The following is a 17,938-nucleotide window of genomic DNA, read 5'->3' on the forward strand; positions in this document are numbered from 1 at the left end:
AGGAAGGAACGGGAACGCCGGTGTCCACGCCGTTCTATGTCTCGCCCCAGCAGGCCATGGCCGACCGTGCGGAGTACGCCCGCAAGGGCATCGCGCGCGGCCGCAGCGTGGTGGTGCTCCAGTACGCCGACGGCATCGTGTTCGTCGCGGAGAACCCCTCGCGGGCCCTGCACAAGGTCAGCGAGATCTACGACCGGATCGCCTTCGCGGCGGTCGGCAAGTACAACGAGTTCGAGAACCTGCGGATCGGCGGTGTCCGCTACGCCGACCTGCGGGGCTACACCTACGACCGCGACGACGTCACCGCGCGCGGCCTGGCGAACGTCTACGCGCAGACGCTGGGCACGATCTTCTCCAGCGCGGGGGAGAAGCCCTACGAGGTCGAACTGATCGTCGCGGAGGTCGGGCCGGCCCCGCAGGACGACCAGATCTACCGGCTGCCGCACGACGGCTCGATCGTCGACGAGCACGGCTCCGTCGCGGTCGGCGGCAACTCCGACCAGATCGGCAGCCACCTCGGGGAGCGGCAGCGCGACGACATGACGCTCGGCGAGGCCCTGCGGCTGGCCGTCGAGGCCCTCGGCCGGGACAGCAACGGCGGTCGCACCCTGACGGCCGACCAGCTGGAGGTGGCCGTGCTCGACCGCACGCGCCCCCAGCAGCGCAAGTTCAAGCGGGTGCTGGGCAGCCAGCTGACGCGCCTGCTGGAGGACCCCGCCGCCTCCTCCGACGCCGCGGAGGACGACGACGCCGAGGGTGAGCCGGGCCCGGCGACGCCCTCGCCGGACCGGTCGGACGCCTCGGGGACGTCCGACACCGACGAGGCGCCCTGACGGGCGGCTGCCCACAGCCCCGCGTCACCCCACGGTGCCCCGGCCCGCCCGCGCGGCGGCCGGGGCACCGTGGTGACACGGTCATCCCACCGTCACGACGCCGCACAGGGCCCTGAGGAGCCTCGGGGGACGAGGCGGACGGGGAGGAGTGGCGTCGGAGCCTCGCGGCCGTCCAGGACGGCCAGCAGGGCGTGCATGCCGGCGGCGCCGATCTCCTCCCCGGGCAGCCGCACGGTGGTCAGCTCGGGCTCCACGGCGGTCGCCAGCGCGAGGTCGTCGAAGCCGGTGACCGAGACGTCCTCGGGGACGCGCAGGCCCAGGCGGCGGGCGGCCTTGCAGGCCCCGGCGGCGAGCAGGTCGTCGTCGCAGACGAGCGCCGTCGGGCGGGGACGCCCGCGCAGCAGCCGCGCGGCGGCGTGCAGACCCCCGGTGACGCTCAGCTCGGCCGCCGCCGTCCGGACGAGCGTGGGGCGCGGCCCTCCTTCCGGCCCGTCGTGCGGCGTCCCGGCGAGTGCCTCGTCCAGCGCCCGCGCCCGCCCGGCGAACGTCCAGCTGTCGATGCCCGCCGTGAGGTGGGCGATGCGCCGGTGGCCGAGGCCCAGGAGGTGCGCCACGGTCTGCCGCATGCCGTCGGCCAGGTCGGGGTTGACGGTCGCCGCGGCGGCGGGGTCGTCGGGGCTGCTGTCGAGCATGACGAGCGGCAGCCCGCCCTCGCGCAGGGCGCTGAGGGCGTGTGCGGCCATGGAGGAGGCGATGACGCCGTCCAGCGTGGCGCGGGCGGACTCGAAGGGGTCGCGGGCCGGGCCGACGCCCTCGGGGGAGGGGTAGAGGACCACGCCCAGGTCGTGCTCGGCCGCCACCCGCGCGGCACCGGTGTAGACGCGGGCGAAGAACTCGTTGGTGAGGGCGGGGACGACGAGCAGCGCGGTGCGGGTGCGGCCGAGGCGCAGACTGCGCGCGGCCTGGTTGGGCCGGTAGCCCAGCTCCCGGGCGGCGGCGCGCACGCTCTCCACCGTGGCGGGGGAGACCCTGCCGTGCCACTTGTCGCGCAGCACCAGGGAGACGGTCGCCTGGGACACCCCGGCCGTGCGGGCGACGTCGCGGCTGGTGGGCCGGGGGCCGGCAGAGGTCACGGCGCGGGTCTCCGTCCTGGGGCACGGCTCCGGGCGGGCCGTCGGATGGACTCGTGGTCAGCGGACATGGTACGTATGACCCCGCAGGTTATACGTAAAACTGATCAGCGAGAAGGAGTCGCCCCATGGCGACCGGCTACGCCGAGCTGCTGCGGACCCAGCACGCCGTGCGGCTGCTCACCGGGACCCTCGTCGGACGGCTCCCCAACGCCACCGCGCACATCGCCATCGTGCTGTTCGCCCGTTCGGAGGGCGCCGGCTACACCCTCGCCGGTGTGCTGGCCACCGTCTACGGGCTGGCCACGGCCGTCGGGCAGCCACTCCTCGGCCGCGCCGTCGACCTGTACGGCCAGCCCCGCGTCATGCTGCCCGCCGCCGTCGTCTCCGGGCTCGGCATGGCCGCGTTCGCCGTGACGGGCATCGACCCGCTGCCGCTGGCCGCCGCCGCCGTGCTCGTCGCCGGAGTCTTCACCCCACCCCTGGAGGGCGGACTGCGGGCGCTGTGGCCGAGCGTCCTGCGCAGCCGGGAACGGGTGCACACCGCCTACGCCGTGGACTCGGTGGCCCAGGAGGTCATGTTCACGGTCGGCCCACTGGTGGTCACGGCCGCCGTCGCCCTGTGGTCGGAGGCCGGCGCGCTGCTCGTCATCAACGTCATCGGGGTGCTCGGCGCCCTGTCCGTCGTGGTGTCCGCCCCCGCGCGCGCCTGGCGCAGCGCGCCGCGTGAGGCGCACTGGCTCGGCGCCCTGCGGTCGCCCGGGCTCCTCGCGCTGCTCGGCTCGTTCCTGTGCGTGGGCGTCTCCCTCGGCTCCATCACCGTCGCGGCCGTGGCCTACTCCGACGACGGCAACGGCGGGGACCTCGTCTACGCGCTGATCATGTCGGGCATCGGCTTCGGCGCGCTGCTGGGCGGTCTCGCCTACGGCGCACGGCCCTGGCCCGGCGCCCCCGAGGGCCGGCTGCGCGCCATGATCGGCCTCCTGGCCCTCGGCTACCTGCCCCTGGCCCTGGTCCCCGGCCCGGTCACGATGACGGTGCTGGCCTGCGTCGCCGGGCTCTTCCTGGCCCCCGCCCTCACCTGCGCCTTCGTCGTCGTGGACCGGCACGCCCCGAGCGGCACCGTCACCGAGGCCTTCTCCTGGCTGGTGACGGTCTTCGGGGTCGGCGCCGCCCTGGGCACCGCCGTCGTGGGCCCGGCCATCGAGCACGGCGGGCCGGGGGGCGGCTTCCTCGTGCCCGGCGCGGGCGGCGCCGCGGCGCTCGCGGTCCTGCTGCTGACCCGGCGCGTGCTGGACGGCCCGCCGGACGCGCCCGGGTCCTCGTCACCGCCGGTCACGGGCGTGGAAAATGATCGGAACGGCACGGTCGAACCCGGTTTCAGAACCGGGCATCAGGCGTAATGTTCACTCATGGACCGCCGAATCTTCGGGCTGGAGAACGAGTACGGCGTCACATGTACGTTTCGGGGCCAGCGGCGGCTGTCCCCTGACGAGGTGGCGCGGTACCTCTTCCGCCGTGTCGTGTCATGGGGCCGCAGCAGCAACGTCTTCCTCCGCAACGGTGCACGGCTCTACCTCGATGTCGGCTCGCATCCGGAGTACGCGACTCCCGAGTGCGACAACGTGGTGGAGCTCGTCACCCACGACAAGGCCGGCGAGCGCATCCTCGAGGGGCTGCTCGTCGACGCCGAGCGCCGGCTGCACGAGGAGGGCATCGCCGGCGACGTCTACCTGTTCAAGAACAACACCGACTCCGCCGGGAACTCCTACGGCTGCCACGAGAACTACCTGGTGGCCCGGCACGGCGAGTTCTCGCGCCTCGCGGACGTCCTCATCCCCTTCCTCGTCACGCGCCAGCTCGTCTGCGGCGCGGGGAAGGTGCTGCAGACGCCCCGTGGCGCCGTGTACTGCGTCAGCCAGCGCGCCGAGCACATCTGGGAGGGCGTCAGCTCCGCGACGACGCGCTCCCGGCCCATCATCAACACCCGCGACGAACCGCACGCCGACGCCGAGCGCTACCGCCGGCTGCACGTCATCGTCGGCGACTCCAACATGTCCGAGACGACCATGCTGCTCAAGGTCGGCGCCACCGACCTGGTGCTGCGCATGATCGAGGCGGGCACCGTGATGCGCGACCTCACCCTGGAGAACCCGATCCGGGCCATCCGCGAGGTCAGCCACGACATCACCGGCCAGCGCAAGGTGCGCCTGGCCAGCGGCCGGGAGGCCTCCGCGCTGGAGGTCCAGCAGGAGTACTACGAGAAGGCGGCCGACTTCTGCGACCGGCGGGGCATCCGGACCGGCGTCGTCGAGCAGGTGCTGGAGCTGTGGGGACGGACGCTGGAGGCCGTCCGCACCCAGGAACTGGACCGCGTCGACACCGAGATCGACTGGGTGATGAAGTACCGGCTCCTGGAGCGGTACCGGGCCAAGCACAACCTCACCATGTCCCACCCCCGGGTCGCCCAGATAGACCTCGCCTACCACGACATCCACCGCCGTCGTGGCCTCTACTACCTGCTGGAGCGCAAGGGCCAGGCCAAGCGGGTGTGCAACGACCTCAAGATCTTCGAGGGCAAGTCGGTGCCGCCGCAGACCACCCGGGCCCGGCTGCGGGGCGACTTCATCCGCCGCGCCCAGGAACAGCGCCGCGACTTCACGGTGGACTGGGTCCACCTGAAGCTGAACGACCAGGCCCAGCGCACCGTCCTGTGCAAGGACCCCTTCCGCGCGGTGGACGAGCGGGTGGAGAAGCTGATCGCCGGTATGTGACCGAAGGAGCCGGGACGGAGCCGGGCCGTGCACACCCCACGTGCGCGGCCCGGCTCTGCCCGTAGAGTGGCGCGCACGGTCAATCACCCCCCAACCGAACGAGGACTGACGTGCGCCGACGATCCGTACTCCTGGCCCTCCCTGCCGGCCTGTTCGCTCTCGCCGCCTGCGGCGACGACGGCGACGGCGGCTCGGACTCCGTCACCCCCAGCCCGGACGCCGAAAGTCCGGAGGCGGCGCCCACCGGGAAGATCGTCGACGGGCCGCTCCCCGAGCTCACGGCGGGTCAGGAGTTCGGGGAGAAGCCCACCATCGCCAAGGGGCCGGGCGAGCCGTCCTCCGACATCGCGGTCCAGGTCCTCGTGGCGGGCACCGGGGCCGAGGTCGCGAAGGGCGACTACCTGCAGGCCGACTACCTGGGCCAGATCTGGGACACCGCGAAGGTCTTCGACAACTCCTACGACGGCGGCAAGCCCGCCGTCTTCCAGATCGGCGTCGGCCAGCTGATCCCGGCCTGGGACCAGGTGCTGGTCGGCAAGAAGGCCGGTGACCGCGTCGAGATGGCCATCCCGCCGAAGTACGGCTACGGCGAGAGCGGCAACCCGCAGGGCGGCATCGAGGGGGACGACACCCTCGTCTTCGTCGTCGACATCGTCGGAACGTACAACGGGAAGAGCTCCGCCCAGGGCACCGAGGTCGCACAGGACAACACCGACCTGCCCAGGGTGGGGACGAACACCGACGGCGAGGCCCCCGCCATCGAACTGCCGAAGGACACCGAACCCCCGAAGGAGCTCGTCGCCAACTACGTCCTGGAGGGCGACGGCGCCGAGGTGAAGGAGTCCGACGCGGTCCTCGTCCAGTACAAGGGCGTGCTGTGGGACAACGGCGAGGAGTTCGACGCCACCTACGGACGCGGACAGCTCGCCCAGTTCAGCCTCCAGCAGGTCGTGCCGGGCTGGTCGCAGGGGCTGACGGGCAAGAAGGCGGGCAGCAGGGTCTTGATCGTCGTACCGCCGGACCTGGGTTACGGTGATGAGGGCCAGGGCGACATCCCGGGCGGTGCCACGCTCGTCTTCAGCGTGGACATCCTCGCCGTCGTGTGACGGCACCGCCGCCACGGACCGGTCACCCGTCAACATCTGAAGGAGCAGTTTCGTGAACATCGACAAGCCGGAGGTCGACTTCCCCGAGGGCGCGCCGCCGGCCGACCTGGAGATCGTCGACATCTGGGAGGGCGACGGCCCGGTCGCCGCGTCGGGGGCCAAGGTCTCCGTGCACTACGTGGGCGTCTCCTTCAGCACCGGCGAGGAGTTCGACGCCTCCTGGAACCGCGGCAAGCCGCTGGAGTTCCAGCTCGGCGCCGGCCAGGTCATCCCGGGCTGGGACCAGGGCGTCCAGGGCATGAAGGTCGGCGGCCGCCGCCGGCTGACCATCCCGCCGCACCTCGCCTACGGCGAGCACGGCGCGGGCGGCGGGCGGATCGCGCCCAACGAGACGCTGATCTTCGTCTGCGACCTCGTCGCGGCCTGACGCGCCGGCGCGGCCCGGCCGCCCGGCACGACGCCGAACCACCGGTGACGGCCGGTCCGTTCCCGCCTTCAGAGCGGGGCACGGGCCGGCCGTCGCCCGTTTGGCCTCCGCAGACGCGGAGCGGTACGGTCATCGGTCGGGAGCGGGGTAGAGAAAGGGCGTCGATGGCCATTGCCAAGGCCGAGCGGCTGATGAACCTGGCGCTGTGCCTGCTGGGGACGCGCCGGCCACTGACCAAGCGCGAGCTGCGGTCCTCCATCGAGGCCTACCTCGAAGCCGCGGGCGACGACGCGTTCAACCGCATGTTCGAACGGGACAAGGACGACCTGCGCGAGCTCGGCCTCATCATCGACACGGCGGAGAACGTCGAGGGAGAGGCCGCCTACCAGGCCCGGCGCGACCTCAACCAGCTCCCGCCCATCACCCTCGACCCGGCCGAGGCCGCCGCGCTCGGGCTCGCCGCCCGCGTGTGGCAGCAGGCCCGGCTCGCCGGGGCCGCCAGCGGCGCGCTCCAGAAGCTGCGGGCCGCCGGGATGCCCCTCACCGACGACGACCAGGGCGCCTCCGGTGCGCTTCAGCCGCGCATCCCGGCCCAGGACGCCGCCTTCGAGCCCCTGATGCTCGCCTGCCGCGACCGTCGGCCCGTCGTCTTCCACTACCGCAAGTCCACCGAGGCCCACCCGGCCCGGCGGCAGGTCGAGCCCTGGATCCTGGAGTGCTGGCGCGGCCACTGGTACCTGGCCGGCTGGGACCGCGACCGGCGCGCCGAGCGCGTTTTCCGCCTCTCGCGGATCACCGGTCCCGTCCGCTCCCGGGCCGGGGCCTACACCGCGGAGGTGCCCGACCAGGTGCGGGTCCGGGAGGCCGTCGAGCGGTGGGCGGGGGAGAGCGCGACCGCCAGCGCGCGCATCCGGCTGCGGAAGGGCTGCGGTTACCCGCTGCGCGCCCGCGCCACGCAGGCGCGGGACACCGGGGACGGCTGGGAGGAGCTGGAGGTGCCCTACGGCCACGGACTGGGCGCCTGGCTGGCCGAGTTCGGCCCCGACGTCCTCGTCCTGGAACCCGCCGACCTGCGTGCGGACGTCGTCGACCGGCTGCGCGCCGTCGCCAAGGGCTGAGGGGAACGAACGCATGGCTGCCAACGCCATCGACCAGACGCGGCGGATGCTCTCGCTGGTGACCTACCTGCGCGAGCGCCCCGGCGCCCGGGTGGAGGACGTCGCCCGCGCCTTCGGCATCAGCCACGACGAGCTGATCTCCGACCTCCAGGTCCTGCCCCTGTGCGGCACCAGCTTCCGCGGCGGCGACCTGCTGGACATCGACACCGACGGCGAGCACATCTGGTGGCACAACGCGGACGCCGTCGAGTCCACCGGCAAGCCGCTGCGGCTGGCGGCCGACGAGGCCACCGCCCTGCTGGTCGCCGCCCGCGCCGTGGCCACCCTGCCGGGCCTGCGCGAGGGGGACCGGCAGGCGCTGCTGCGGGCCACCGCGAAGCTGGAGGAGGCCGCGGGGGAGAACGCCCGGGCCAGCTCCCGGCTGACGGTGACCTTCGAATCGGAGGGCGGGGTGTTCGCCGACGTCGACCGGGCGCTGGCCGAGCGCCGTCGGCTGTGGTTGCGCTACTACTCACCCGCCCGGGACGAGCTGACCGAGCGGGAGGTCGACCCGATCCGCCTCTTCGTCGTGGGCCGCACCTACCTGGAGGCCTGGTGCCGGCTCTCCGAGGCGCGGCGCACGTTCCGGCTGGACCGCGTCGCGGAGATCCGGTTGCTGGACGAGCCCGCCGACCCGCCGCCTGTGACGCCGAGGGACCTGTCCCAGGCACTGGTGCAGCCCGCGGCCGAGGACCCGGAGGTCGTGGTCGAGGTCGGGCCGCGCGGCCGGTGGGTCGCAGAGTACTGGCCGCACGACAGCGCCGAGGAGCTTCCCGACGGCGGCCTGCGGATCACCCTGCGCACGCCCGACCCGGCCTCGCTGCGCCGCCTCGCCCTGCGGCTCGGTGCGGACGGGCGGATCACGGCGCCGCCCGAGCTCGCCGGGAGTGCCCGCGAGGCGGCCCGCGCGGCGCTGGCGGCCTACGGGGACTGACGGGCGCGGCCCGGGGCGTGCACTACGCTCGCCCTCATGCTCTGGCCGATGTTCTTCCTCGTGCTCGCCTTCTGCGGCATCGCCGTGCTGGGGGTGCTGTCCGTCCGGGTCGCCCTGGAGGTGCGTCGGCTCTCGCGGGCCGTCGCGGAGGGCTCCGAGCGCATCGCGCGGGCCGGCGAGGACCTGGAGCGGGCCGCCGGGCCCCTCGCCCGTCGGGCGGCGCGGGCCGGGGCCGCGAGCCGGCGCTGACCACCGGGCGGACGCGTGAGAACGGGGGCCGGTCCGCGCCGGGCCACCGTCCGGTTCCGCGGGCATTGCCGGACGTTCACCCCCGAGCGTTACCATGGCTTCTCGTGCGGTGCACCGGATGACCAATCGGGCGCGCTCGGCAAGGCACAGGTGACCTCGGCGAGAAGGTAGGCAGTCATGGGTCAGATCGGCATCTGGCAGCTCGTGATCATCATCGGACTGATCGTGCTGATCTTCGGCGCCAAGCGGCTCCCGGACACGGCTCGCGCCCTCGGCAAGTCGATGCGCATCCTCAAGAGCGAGACGTCGCAGATGAAGAAGGAGGGGGAGAAGGACAAGGGCCACGACGACAACGGTCCGGAGTCCCCCGCCGAGCCGGCGCCGCGGACGATCCAGGCCGCCCCGGGCGACGTCACCAGCTCGCGTCCCGTCGAGGAGCCCGGGCGCACGACGCAGGGCTGAGCTCTTCCCGCGCGCCCGTGGGCGCGCGTCGTGACGACAGCACTGGCACCGGCAGGCACGCCCCGGGCGGGCCGGCCCATGAGATGAGGACGTGGGTTGCTCAAGTCCGCCCGCAAGAAGGCCGCACCCAAGGACCCCGAGGGGCGGATGCCTCTCGTCGAACACCTGCGGGAGCTGCGGAACCGCCTGGTCAAGGCGCTGCTGGCCATCGTGCCGCTCATGGTCCTCGCCATGTTCTTCGCCAAGGACATCGGTGAGTTCATCACCGAGCCGATCCGGGTCTGTGAGAACGAGGCCGAGGCCCAGGCTCTGGACGGCCGCTGCCCGATCCTCTCGCAGAACGGCCTGACCTCGCCGTTCACCACGTACGTGAAGGTCTCGCTCATCACGGCCCTCGTCGCCGCCGCCCCGGTGTGGCTCTACCAGATGTGGGCGTTCCTCGCACCCGGCCTGCACCGGCACGAGAAGAAGTACGCCCTCTCGGTCGTCGCCTTCGGCACCCCGCTCTTCCTCACCGGCGCCCTTCTCGCGCACTGGATCCTGCCGCACGCCATCCCCGTCCTGCTCGGCTTCAGCATGGACGGCACGACCAACATCATCACCGTCGACGACATGATCGACATCTCGGTCAAGCTCGTCCTCGCCTTCGGCCTCGCCTTCCAGCTGCCGCTCGTCCTCGTCCTGCTGAACCTGGGCGGTGTGCTGAGCGGCCGGCGCATGCTCGGCTGGTGGCGCGGCATGGTGCTCGGCATCTCCGTCTTCGCCGCCATGGTCACCCCGACCGACCCGCTGTCGATGATCGCGCTCGCGGCGCCGATCACGGTGCTCTACTTCGCCGCGGTCGCCTTCTCCCTCTTCCACGACCGCCGCAAGGCCGCACGCGACCCCGACGCCGCCCTGGCGGACGACGAGGCCTCCGAGCTGGACCTCACCCCGGAGACCGTCGCGCCCAGCTCGTTCCCCGAGCAGGCCGACCGGGGCTCCGGCCGGGGCGGGCACGACGACGTGACGTGAGTGGACGCCCGGTCCCGCGTGGAGGCGGGGCCGGGGCTGCGGGACGATGAAATGATCGCGCGTCGTCAGACTCGGCCGGTAGGCTCGTAGCCACGATGAGCGAGGACATGTCCCCTGCTGAGCGCTACGCCGCGGCCCGCCTGAGGGCGGTCGAAGAGGCGACGGCGCTCGCACCCTTCCGAGAGATGTACGACTTCGAGCTGGACCCGTTCCAGCTCGACGCCTGCCGGGCACTGGAGGCCGGCAAGGGGGTCCTGGTGGCCGCGCCCACCGGATCCGGCAAGACGATCGTGGGCGAGTTCGCGGTTCACCTGGCCCTCACCCAGGGCCGCAAGTGCTTCTACACGACGCCGATCAAGGCACTCTCCAACCAGAAGTTCTCCGACCTCGCGCGCCGCTACGGCGCCGACCGGGTCGGGCTGCTGACCGGGGACAACAGCATCAACGCCGAGGCACCGGTCGTCGTCATGACCACCGAGGTGCTGCGGAACATGCTCTACGCGGGCTCGCAGACGCTGCGTGGGCTCGGGTACGTCGTCATGGACGAGGTCCACTACCTCTCCGACCGCTTCCGCGGCGCGGTGTGGGAGGAGGTCATCATCCACCTCCCCGACTCGGTGACCCTCGTCTCGCTGTCCGCGACGGTCTCGAACGCGGAGGAGTTCGGCGACTGGCTCGACACCGTGCGCGGCGACACCGAGGTGATCGTCTCCGAGCACCGCCCCGTGCCCCTGTGGCAGCACGTGCTCGCCGGGCGCCGCATGTACGACCTGTTCGAGGAGAAGTCCGGCAAGCGGACCGTCAACCCCGACCTCGTCCGCATGGCGCGGATGGAGAACAGCCGCCCGAACGGGCGCGACCGGCGGGGGCCGAAACGGGAGGCCGACCGGGAGCGGGAACGCCGCCGCCGGATCTGGGTCCCCAGCCGGCCCGAGGTCATCGACCGGCTCGACGCGGCGGGGCTGCTGCCCGCGATCACGTTCATCTTCAGCCGCGCCGGCTGCGAGGCGGCCGTGCAGCAGTGTCTCGTCGCCGGGCTGCGGCTCAACGACGCGGCCGCCCAGACCACCGTCCGGGAGATCGTCGAGGAGCGCACGGCGTCCATCCCGGACCAGGACCTCCACGTCCTCGGCTACTTCGAGTGGCTGGAGGGGCTCCAGCGGGGCATCGCCGCCCACCACGCGGGCATGCTGCCGACCTTCAAGGAGGTCGTGGAGGAACTGTTCGTCAAGGGGCTGGTGAAGGCGGTGTTCGCCACCGAGACGCTGGCCCTCGGCATCAACATGCCCGCCCGCTCGGTGGTGCTGGAGAGGCTCGTCAAGTGGAACGGCGAGCAGCACGCCGACATCACCCCGGGGGAGTACACCCAGCTGACCGGCCGGGCCGGACGGCGCGGCATCGACGTCGAGGGCCACGCCGTCGTGCTGTGGCAGCGCGGCATGGACCCGGAGGGCCTCGCCGGCCTCGCCGGGACGCGCACCTACCCGCTGCGTTCCTCGTTCAAGCCCTCGTACAACATGGCCGTGAACCTCGTCGAGCAGTTCGGCCGACACCGCTCGCGCGAGCTGTTGGAGACCTCCTTCGCGCAGTTCCAGGCGGACCGGTCGGTGGTCGGCATCTCGCGCCAGGTGCAGAAGAACGAGGAGGGCCTGGAGGGCTACGAGGCCGCCATGACGTGCCACCTCGGGGACTTCGCCGAGTACGGGCGGCTGCGGCGGGAGCTGAAGGACCGGGAGACCGAACTGGCCAAGCAGGGCGCCGTCCAGCGGCGGGCCCAGGCCGCCGCGGCGCTGGAGAAGCTGCGCCCGGGCGACATCATCCACGTCCCCACCGGCAAGTTCGCCGGCCTCGCGCTCGTCCTGGACCCGGGCCTGCCGGCCGGCCGCAGCCACGGCCACCGACCGTTCGACCAGCACGACGGCCCCCGCCCGCTCGTCCTCACCGTGGGGCGGCAGGTCAAGCGGCTGGCGGGCATGGACTTCCCCGTCCCCGTCGAGGCGCTGGACCGCATGCGCATCCCCCGGTCCTTCAACGCGCGCAGCCCCCAGTCGCGTCGCGACCTCGCGTCGGCCCTGCGCACCAGGGCCGGAGCCGTCGGCCACGACGGGACGCCGCCGCACCGGCGCCGCAAGCAGCGCTCGGCCGCCACCGAGGACGAGGAGATCCTGCGGCTGCGGGCGGCGATCCGGCAGCACCCCTGCCACGGCTGCGACGACCGGGAGCACCACGCCCGCTGGGCCGAGCGCTACTACCGGCTCCGGCGGGACACCCGGCAGCTGGAACGCCGCATCGAGGGCCGCACCAACACCATCGCGAGGACCTTCGACCGCGTCTACGCCCTCCTCACCGACCTGCGGTACCTGGACGGCGACACGGTCACGGTGGACGGCAGGCGGCTGGCCCGGCTCTACGGTGAACTGGACCTGCTGGCCGCCGAGTGCCTGCGGGAGAACGTGTGGGAAGGCCTGTCGCCGTCCGAACTGGCCGCCTGTGCCTCGGCACTGGTCTACGAGGCGCGCTCGCCCGACGACGCGTTGCCGCCCGCGCTGCCGGGCGGCGGGGCCAAGGCGGCGCTGGGCGAGACGGTCCGCATCTGGGGCCGGCTGGACGCGCTGGAGGAGCGGCACGGCGTCAGCCAGACGGAGGGCGTGGGCCAGCGGGAGCCGGACCTCGGCTTCGCCTGGCCCGTGTACCGCTGGGCGGAGGGCGACGGCCTGGACGCCGTCCTGCGCGAGGCCGAGATGCCCGCCGGGGACTTCGTGCGCTGGTGCAAGCAGGTCATCGACGTGCTGGGCCAGCTCGCCGCCGCCGCGCCCGAGGGCAGCACCGTCCGGCGCAACGCCCGCAGGGCGGTCGACTCCATGCTGCGCGGCGTCGTGGCGTACTCGTCCGTCGGCTGACGGCCCCGCCGCGGACCGCCCCGCCGCGGACCGCGGGAGGCGCCGGGCGGGCGGGTGCTCAGCGGGGCAGGGCGGCGAGGACGCGGTGCAGCGAGCTGCCCAGCCCCCACCGCTCGGTGAGCTCCGCGAGCCGCTCCGGGTCACGCGGCCCGGCCGGGAGCGTGGCGTCGAGCGGCGGCAGCGGGACGTCGGCGGCGACGCGTACGACGGTGGGCGCGACGGCCAGGTAGGGGCGCGCCTCGGCCAGCCGGCGCCGCAGCGCGGGCGTCACGCCGGACGTCGGGTCCTCGGCGGCGGCCAGGATGCCCGGCAGGTCGCCGTGGGCGGCGATCAGCCGGGCCGCCGTCTTCTCGCCGATGCCGGGCACGCCCGGCAGCCCGTCGCTCGGGTCGCCCCGCAGCAGGGCCAGCAGCGCGTACCCCGGCCCGTCGACGCCGTACTTCTCCCGCAGCGCCGCCTCGTCGAACGCGGCGAGCGTGCCCATGCCCTTGACCGGGTACAGCACCCGGACGCCGCGCGCGTCGTCGATGAGCTGGAAGAGGTCCCGGTCGCCGGTGACGATGTCGACGGGCCCCTCGGCCCGGCCCGTCAGGGTGCCGATCACGTCGTCGGCCTCGTACCCGGCGGCCCCGGCGCGGGCGATGCCCAGAGCGTCCAGCACCTCCTCGATGACCGGCACCTGCGGCGCGAGGGTGTCCGGCACCACCTCCTCGTCCGGGCCCGCCGGGTGCTCCGCCGCGACCCGGTGCGCCTTGTAGGACGGGATCAGCTCCACCCGCCAGGCGGGCCGCCAGTCCTCGTCCATACAGGCCACCAGTTCCTGCGGGCGGTGGTCCTGCACCAGCCGGGCGATGAAGTCGAGCAGGCCGCGCACCGCGTTGACGGGCGTGCCGTCCGGCGCGGTGACGGACTCCGGCACCCCGAAGTAGGCGCGGAAGTACAGGGAAGCGGTGTCGAGGAGCATCAGGCGTCGTGTGGTCACCCCCCGATGATGCCGTAGCCCGCTGACACCGGGGGCTGCCGCGAGGCCGGTGGCGGGCCTAACCTTTCCGCATGGGTTCAGCGCGCGGGGACGTCGGCCGGGTGGTCTCGCTGGTGCCGTCACTGACCGAGGCCGTGGCCGTGACGGCACCCGGTCTGCTGGTCGGGGCCACGGACTGGTGCACCCACCCGCAGGGGCTGGAGGTGGCGCGCATCGGCGGCACCAAGAACCCCGACACGGCGCGGATCGCCGCGCTCGCCCCCGACCTCGTCCTGGCCAACGAGGAGGAGAACCGTCCGGCCGACCTCGACGCCCTGCGTCGCGCGGGCCTGCGGGTGCTCGTCACGGAGGTCCGCACGCTGGAGCAGGGGTTCGCCGAGCTCGAGCGCGCCCTGGTGCACGGCTGCGGGCTGCCGCGCCCGCGCTGGCTGGACGACGCGCGGGCCGTGTGGCGGGAGGCGGAGGCGGCGGCCCCGCGCGGGCCCGCCCGCGCGGTCGTGCCGATCTGGCGCAGGCCGTGGATGGTGCTGGGCCGCGACACGTTCGCCGGGGACGTCCTCGCCCGGCTGGGCGTGGTCACCGTGCACGCCGGGCACGCCGAACGCTACCCGCGCGTCCCGCTGGCCGAACTGGCCGCCGCGGACGCCGACGTCGTCGTGCTCCCCGACGAGCCCTACCGGTTCACCCCGGACGACGGCCCGGAGTGCTTCCCCCAGCCCGCCGCGCTCGTGAGCGGGCGTCACCTCACCTGGTACGGCCCGTCGCTGACGGAGGCGCCCACCGTGCTGGGCGCGGCGCTGCGTGAGGCGCTGGGCCCCGGCTGAGCCCGGCGGCGCTCCGCCGCGTCGACCAGGGCGCGGACGACCCGTCCGCACCGGCCGGCCTCCGGGTGCCACTGCACGCCCAGGACGAAGGCCTCCCCGGCGGCCGCCTCCACGGCCTCCACGACGCCGTCGTCGGCCCGGCCGCCGACGAGCAGCCCCGCTCCGAGCCGGTCGACGGCCTGGTGGTGGCAGGAGGGGACGTCCACCGGGCCGCCCAGCACGGAGCCGAGCAGGGTGCCGGGGACGGGGGACACCCGGTGGCTCAGGAACGTGCCGGGGGCGCCCTGGTGGCCGGTGACGTGCTGGTCCAGCGTGCCGCCGAGTGCGACGTTGAGCAGCTGCATGCCCCGGCAGACGCCCAGCAGCGGCACGCCGGAGTCCAGCGCCGCGCGGATCAGGGCCAGCTCCCAGGTGTCCCGCTCGGGCGAGGGCTCACCCGTGCGCGGGTCGCGCGTGGCGCCGTAGCGGGCCGGGTCGACGTCCGCGCCCCCGGCGATGAGCAGCCCGTCCAGCCCGGCCACGACCTGCCGGGCCGCCTGCGGCCCGGGGTCGGGCGGCAGCAGCAGGGCCAGGCCGCCCGCGCGCTGCACCATCCGGTGGTACCCGGCGGGCAGGACGGCGGCCGGCAGGTCCCAGAAACTCCAGCGCGCCGAGTCCACCAGATAGGTGCTGACGCCGATCAACGCGGGGGCCACCCCGTCACCTCCACCGGTCGTGCGGTCTCCCAGGGACGATCATGCACCCGGAGTTCCTCGACCATGCTCTGCTCCCGCCTGTCGTCGGTGCCGTGCGCCGGCGCGGCGCATTGGTGTGAAGCCATACCTTTGTGCTGCGGGCGGTCGAGCGCAAGGCCCCGGACACGTCGACGCGATCGACGCCCGAGGTGCCGCGACCGTCAGGTGAGGAACCCGCGCAGCAGCGCGGCGGTGCCCGCGCAGTGCTCGCGCAGCACGGCCCGGGCCCCCTCGGCGTCCGCGTCGAGGATCGCCTCGACGGCTGCGGCGTGCTGGTGCTGGGCGTGCTCCAGGTTGCGCACGAGCAGGGGTATGCAGTCCAGCAGGTCGTTGACGGTGGCCCGCACCGCGGCGTACTGGGCCGCCAGGCTGGGGGAGCCGGCCAGCTCGGTGAGGGTGAGGTGGAAGAGTGTGTCCTGGCGGCGGTAGTCCTCCAGCGGCGCGTCCCCGGTCGCCGCGAGCGCCGTCCGCAGCCGCCGGGCCTCGTCCCGGGCGAGGGGGCGGGAGGCGCACAGCTCGGCGGCGCCCGTCTCCAGCACCTCGCGGAAGCGCAGGACGTCCTCCAGGTCGACCTCGGCGACGCGGCGGCGCAGCTCCTGTGACGCGGCACCGCGCCCGAGGAGCCGCCCGGGCGCGCGGTGTCGCACGAACGTGCCCCCGTACCGGCCGCGCCGGCTCTCCACCAGCCCCTGCTCGGCGAGGACCTTCAGCACGTCCCGCAGGGTGACGCGGCTGACGCCGAGCCGCTCGGCCAGCTCCCGTTCGGCGGGCAGTCGTCCGCCCGCCGGCACCAGCCCGAGGCGCAGCACCTGGAGTATCTGCTCCAGCGCCTCCTCGAAGCCGTTGCCCGCCCGCACCGGGCGCAGCACGGGCGCCAGCCGGTCCTGCGGGCCCGGGCCCCCGTCCCCGCGGCCGTCCCCGCCGCCCGTCGCCCGGGGCTCCGGGCCCTCCGGGTGGTCCGCCATGGCCGTCCCCTTCCCCTCCAAAGGTCTACGGCACTACCTTATGGCTTCCGAAGGCTCGGACAGGAGGCCCGCCCGTGGCAGACCGCACACCCCCGCTCTCCGTCGGAGAGCTCCGCGGACTCGTGGACACCGGTGAGATCGACACCGTGGTCCTGGCGTTCACCGACATGCAGGGACGGCTCCAGGGCAAGCGGTTCGCCGCCCGGTACTTCCTCGACGAGGTCCTGCACCACGGCACCGAGGGCTGCAACTACCTCCTGGCCGTGGACGCCGACATGAACACCGTCGACGGGTACGCCATGGCGTCCTGGGAGCGCGGCTACGGCGACTTCGCCCTGCACGGCGACACCGCCACCCTGCGTCGCACGCCCTGGCACCCCGGCACCGCCCAGCTCACCGCCGACGTCGCCTGGCACGACGGCTCGCCCGTCACCGCCTCGCCCCGGCAGATCCTGCGCCGCCAGCTCGACCGGTTGGCGGAGCGCGGCTGGACCGCCTACGCGGGCACCGAGTTGGAGTTCATCGTCTTCCGGGACACCTACGAGGAGGCGTGGAACCGCGCCTACCGCGGGCTCACCCCCGTCAACCAGTACAACGTCGACTACTCCGTCCTCGGCACCGGACGCATCGAGCCGCTGCTGCGGCGCATCCGCAACGAGATGGGCGCCGCCGGCCTCGCGGTGGAGTCGGCCAAGGGCGAGTGCAACCTCGGCCAGCACGAGATCGTGTTCCGCTACGCCGACGCGCTCACCACCTGCGACCAGCACGTGCTCTACAAGACCGGGGCCAAGGAGATCGCCGCGCAGGAGGGCTACGCGCTCACCTTCATGGCCAAGTACGACGAGCGCGAGGGCAACTCCTGCCACGTCCACCTCTCCCTGCGCGACGCCGCCGGCACGCCGCTGCTGGCCGACCCCGACGGCCCGCACGGCATGTCCGCGCTCATGCGGCACTTCCTGGCCGGGCAGCTGGCCCTCCTGCGGGAGTTCACCCTCCTGTACGCGCCCGGCATCAACTCCTACAAACGCTTCCGGCCCGGCTCCTTCGCCCCCACCGCGGCCGCCTGGGGGCCCGACAACCGCACCTGTGCCCTGCGCGTCCTCGGCCACGGCCCCGGGCACCGGCTGGAGAACCGGCTGCCCGGCGGCGACGTCAACCCCTACCTCGCCCTCGCCGGGATGATCGCCGCCGGACTGCACGGCGTCGATGAGGAACTCCCGCTGCCCGACCCCTGCACCGGCAACGCCTACGCGGGCGACGCACCGCAGGTGCCCGCCACCCTGCGGGAGGCCGCCGCGCTGTGGCGCGGGAGCGCGCCGGCCCGGGCCGCGTTCGGCGACGACGTCGTCGACCACTACGCCACCATGGCCAGGGTCGAGCAGGACGCCTACGACACCGCCGTCACCGACTGGGAGCGCTACCGCTCCTTCGAGCGCATGTGAGGTGT

General features: G+C 73.7%; 17 protein-coding genes. 13 read left to right on the plus strand and 4 right to left on the minus strand.

Features of this window, described 5'->3' with window-relative positions:
* Positions 1-20 precede the first annotated feature (20 nt).
* Positions 21-833, plus strand: coding sequence for a proteasome subunit alpha (gene prcA, locus V6D49_RS24120; protein WP_340562890.1), 813 nt, complete (start codon positions 21-23; stop codon positions 831-833).
* 92 nt (positions 834-925) lie between these two features.
* On the opposite strand, the gene V6D49_RS24125 is transcribed toward prcA, so the two are convergent.
* Positions 926-1,966, minus strand: coding sequence for a LacI family DNA-binding transcriptional regulator (locus tag V6D49_RS24125; RefSeq protein WP_340562892.1), 1,041 nt, complete (start codon positions 1,964-1,966; stop codon positions 926-928).
* A 125-nt stretch (positions 1,967-2,091) separates the two neighbouring features.
* Between V6D49_RS24125 and V6D49_RS24130 the strand changes: the two genes are divergently transcribed.
* The 10 genes from V6D49_RS24130 to V6D49_RS24175 all read left to right on the plus strand — a co-directional run bounded on the left by V6D49_RS24130 (position 2,092) and on the right by V6D49_RS24175 (position 12,986).
* Positions 2,092-3,366 (plus strand): MFS transporter, encoded by a 1,275-nt coding sequence (locus V6D49_RS24130; protein ID WP_340562895.1) that lies wholly within the window; start codon positions 2,092-2,094, stop codon positions 3,364-3,366.
* Positions 3,367-3,375: 9 nt separating this feature from the next.
* Positions 3,376-4,737 carry a Pup--protein ligase gene (gene pafA, locus V6D49_RS24135; RefSeq protein WP_340562898.1) on the plus strand — a complete coding sequence of 454 codons (1,362 nt, stop codon included), beginning with the start codon at positions 3,376-3,378 and terminating at the stop codon, positions 4,735-4,737.
* 110 nt (positions 4,738-4,847) lie between these two features.
* Positions 4,848-5,843 carry an FKBP-type peptidyl-prolyl cis-trans isomerase gene (locus tag V6D49_RS24140; protein WP_340562899.1) on the plus strand — a complete coding sequence of 332 codons (996 nt, stop codon included), beginning with the start codon at positions 4,848-4,850 and terminating at the stop codon, positions 5,841-5,843.
* A gap of 52 nt (positions 5,844-5,895) precedes the next feature.
* On the plus strand, positions 5,896-6,270 hold the full coding sequence (locus tag V6D49_RS24145) for an FKBP-type peptidyl-prolyl cis-trans isomerase (protein ID WP_340562901.1): 375 nt from the start codon (positions 5,896-5,898) through the stop codon (positions 6,268-6,270).
* A gap of 164 nt (positions 6,271-6,434) precedes the next feature.
* Positions 6,435-7,388 carry a helix-turn-helix transcriptional regulator gene (locus V6D49_RS24150; RefSeq protein WP_340562904.1) on the plus strand — a complete coding sequence of 318 codons (954 nt, stop codon included), beginning with the start codon at positions 6,435-6,437 and terminating at the stop codon, positions 7,386-7,388.
* Positions 7,389-7,401: 13 nt separating this feature from the next.
* On the plus strand, positions 7,402-8,361 hold the full coding sequence (locus V6D49_RS24155; protein WP_340562906.1) for a helix-turn-helix transcriptional regulator: 960 nt from the start codon (positions 7,402-7,404) through the stop codon (positions 8,359-8,361).
* A gap of 36 nt (positions 8,362-8,397) precedes the next feature.
* Positions 8,398-8,610 (plus strand): hypothetical protein, encoded by a 213-nt coding sequence (locus V6D49_RS24160; RefSeq protein ID WP_340562909.1) that lies wholly within the window; start codon positions 8,398-8,400, stop codon positions 8,608-8,610.
* 177 nt (positions 8,611-8,787) lie between these two features.
* Entirely contained in the window at positions 8,788-9,072 is a 285-nt protein-coding gene (gene tatA, locus V6D49_RS24165) for a Sec-independent protein translocase subunit TatA (RefSeq protein ID WP_340562911.1), read from the plus strand.
* A 96-nt stretch (positions 9,073-9,168) separates the two neighbouring features.
* Complete coding sequence (gene tatC / locus V6D49_RS24170; RefSeq protein ID WP_340562914.1) at positions 9,169-10,086, plus strand: twin-arginine translocase subunit TatC; 918 nt, start codon at positions 9,169-9,171, stop codon at positions 10,084-10,086.
* 95 nt (positions 10,087-10,181) lie between these two features.
* Positions 10,182-12,986: a DEAD/DEAH box helicase gene (locus V6D49_RS24175; RefSeq protein WP_340562916.1), complete on the plus strand. Its 2,805-nt coding sequence runs from the start codon at positions 10,182-10,184 to the stop codon at positions 12,984-12,986.
* 58 nt (positions 12,987-13,044) lie between these two features.
* On the opposite strand, the gene V6D49_RS24180 is transcribed toward V6D49_RS24175, so the two are convergent.
* Complete coding sequence (locus V6D49_RS24180; protein WP_340564266.1) at positions 13,045-13,950, minus strand: 5'-3' exonuclease; 906 nt, start codon at positions 13,948-13,950, stop codon at positions 13,045-13,047.
* A gap of 89 nt (positions 13,951-14,039) precedes the next feature.
* Here V6D49_RS24180 and V6D49_RS24185 point away from each other — a divergent pair, with 89 nt between their 5' ends.
* Positions 14,040-14,792, plus strand: coding sequence for a helical backbone metal receptor (locus tag V6D49_RS24185; RefSeq protein WP_340562919.1), 753 nt, complete (start codon positions 14,040-14,042; stop codon positions 14,790-14,792).
* On the opposite strand, the gene V6D49_RS24190 is transcribed toward V6D49_RS24185, so the two are convergent.
* A complete protein-coding gene (locus V6D49_RS24190; protein WP_340562920.1) occupies positions 14,708-15,487 on the minus strand; it encodes a gamma-glutamyl-gamma-aminobutyrate hydrolase family protein in 780 nt (259 codons plus the stop codon). The two genes, V6D49_RS24185 and V6D49_RS24190, sit on opposite strands and share 85 nt — an antisense overlap.
* A gap of 200 nt (positions 15,488-15,687) precedes the next feature.
* Entirely contained in the window at positions 15,688-16,491 is an 804-nt protein-coding gene (locus V6D49_RS24195; protein WP_340562922.1) for a FadR/GntR family transcriptional regulator, read from the minus strand.
* 74 nt (positions 16,492-16,565) lie between these two features.
* Between V6D49_RS24195 and V6D49_RS24200 the strand changes: the two genes are divergently transcribed.
* Positions 16,566-17,933, plus strand: coding sequence for a glutamine synthetase family protein (locus V6D49_RS24200; RefSeq protein WP_340562924.1), 1,368 nt, complete (start codon positions 16,566-16,568; stop codon positions 17,931-17,933).
* Positions 17,934-17,938 lie beyond the last annotated feature (5 nt).

The organism is Streptomyces sp. GSL17-111 (genome assembly GCF_037911585.1).
GTDB lineage: Bacteria > Actinomycetota > Actinomycetes > Streptomycetales > Streptomycetaceae > Streptomyces.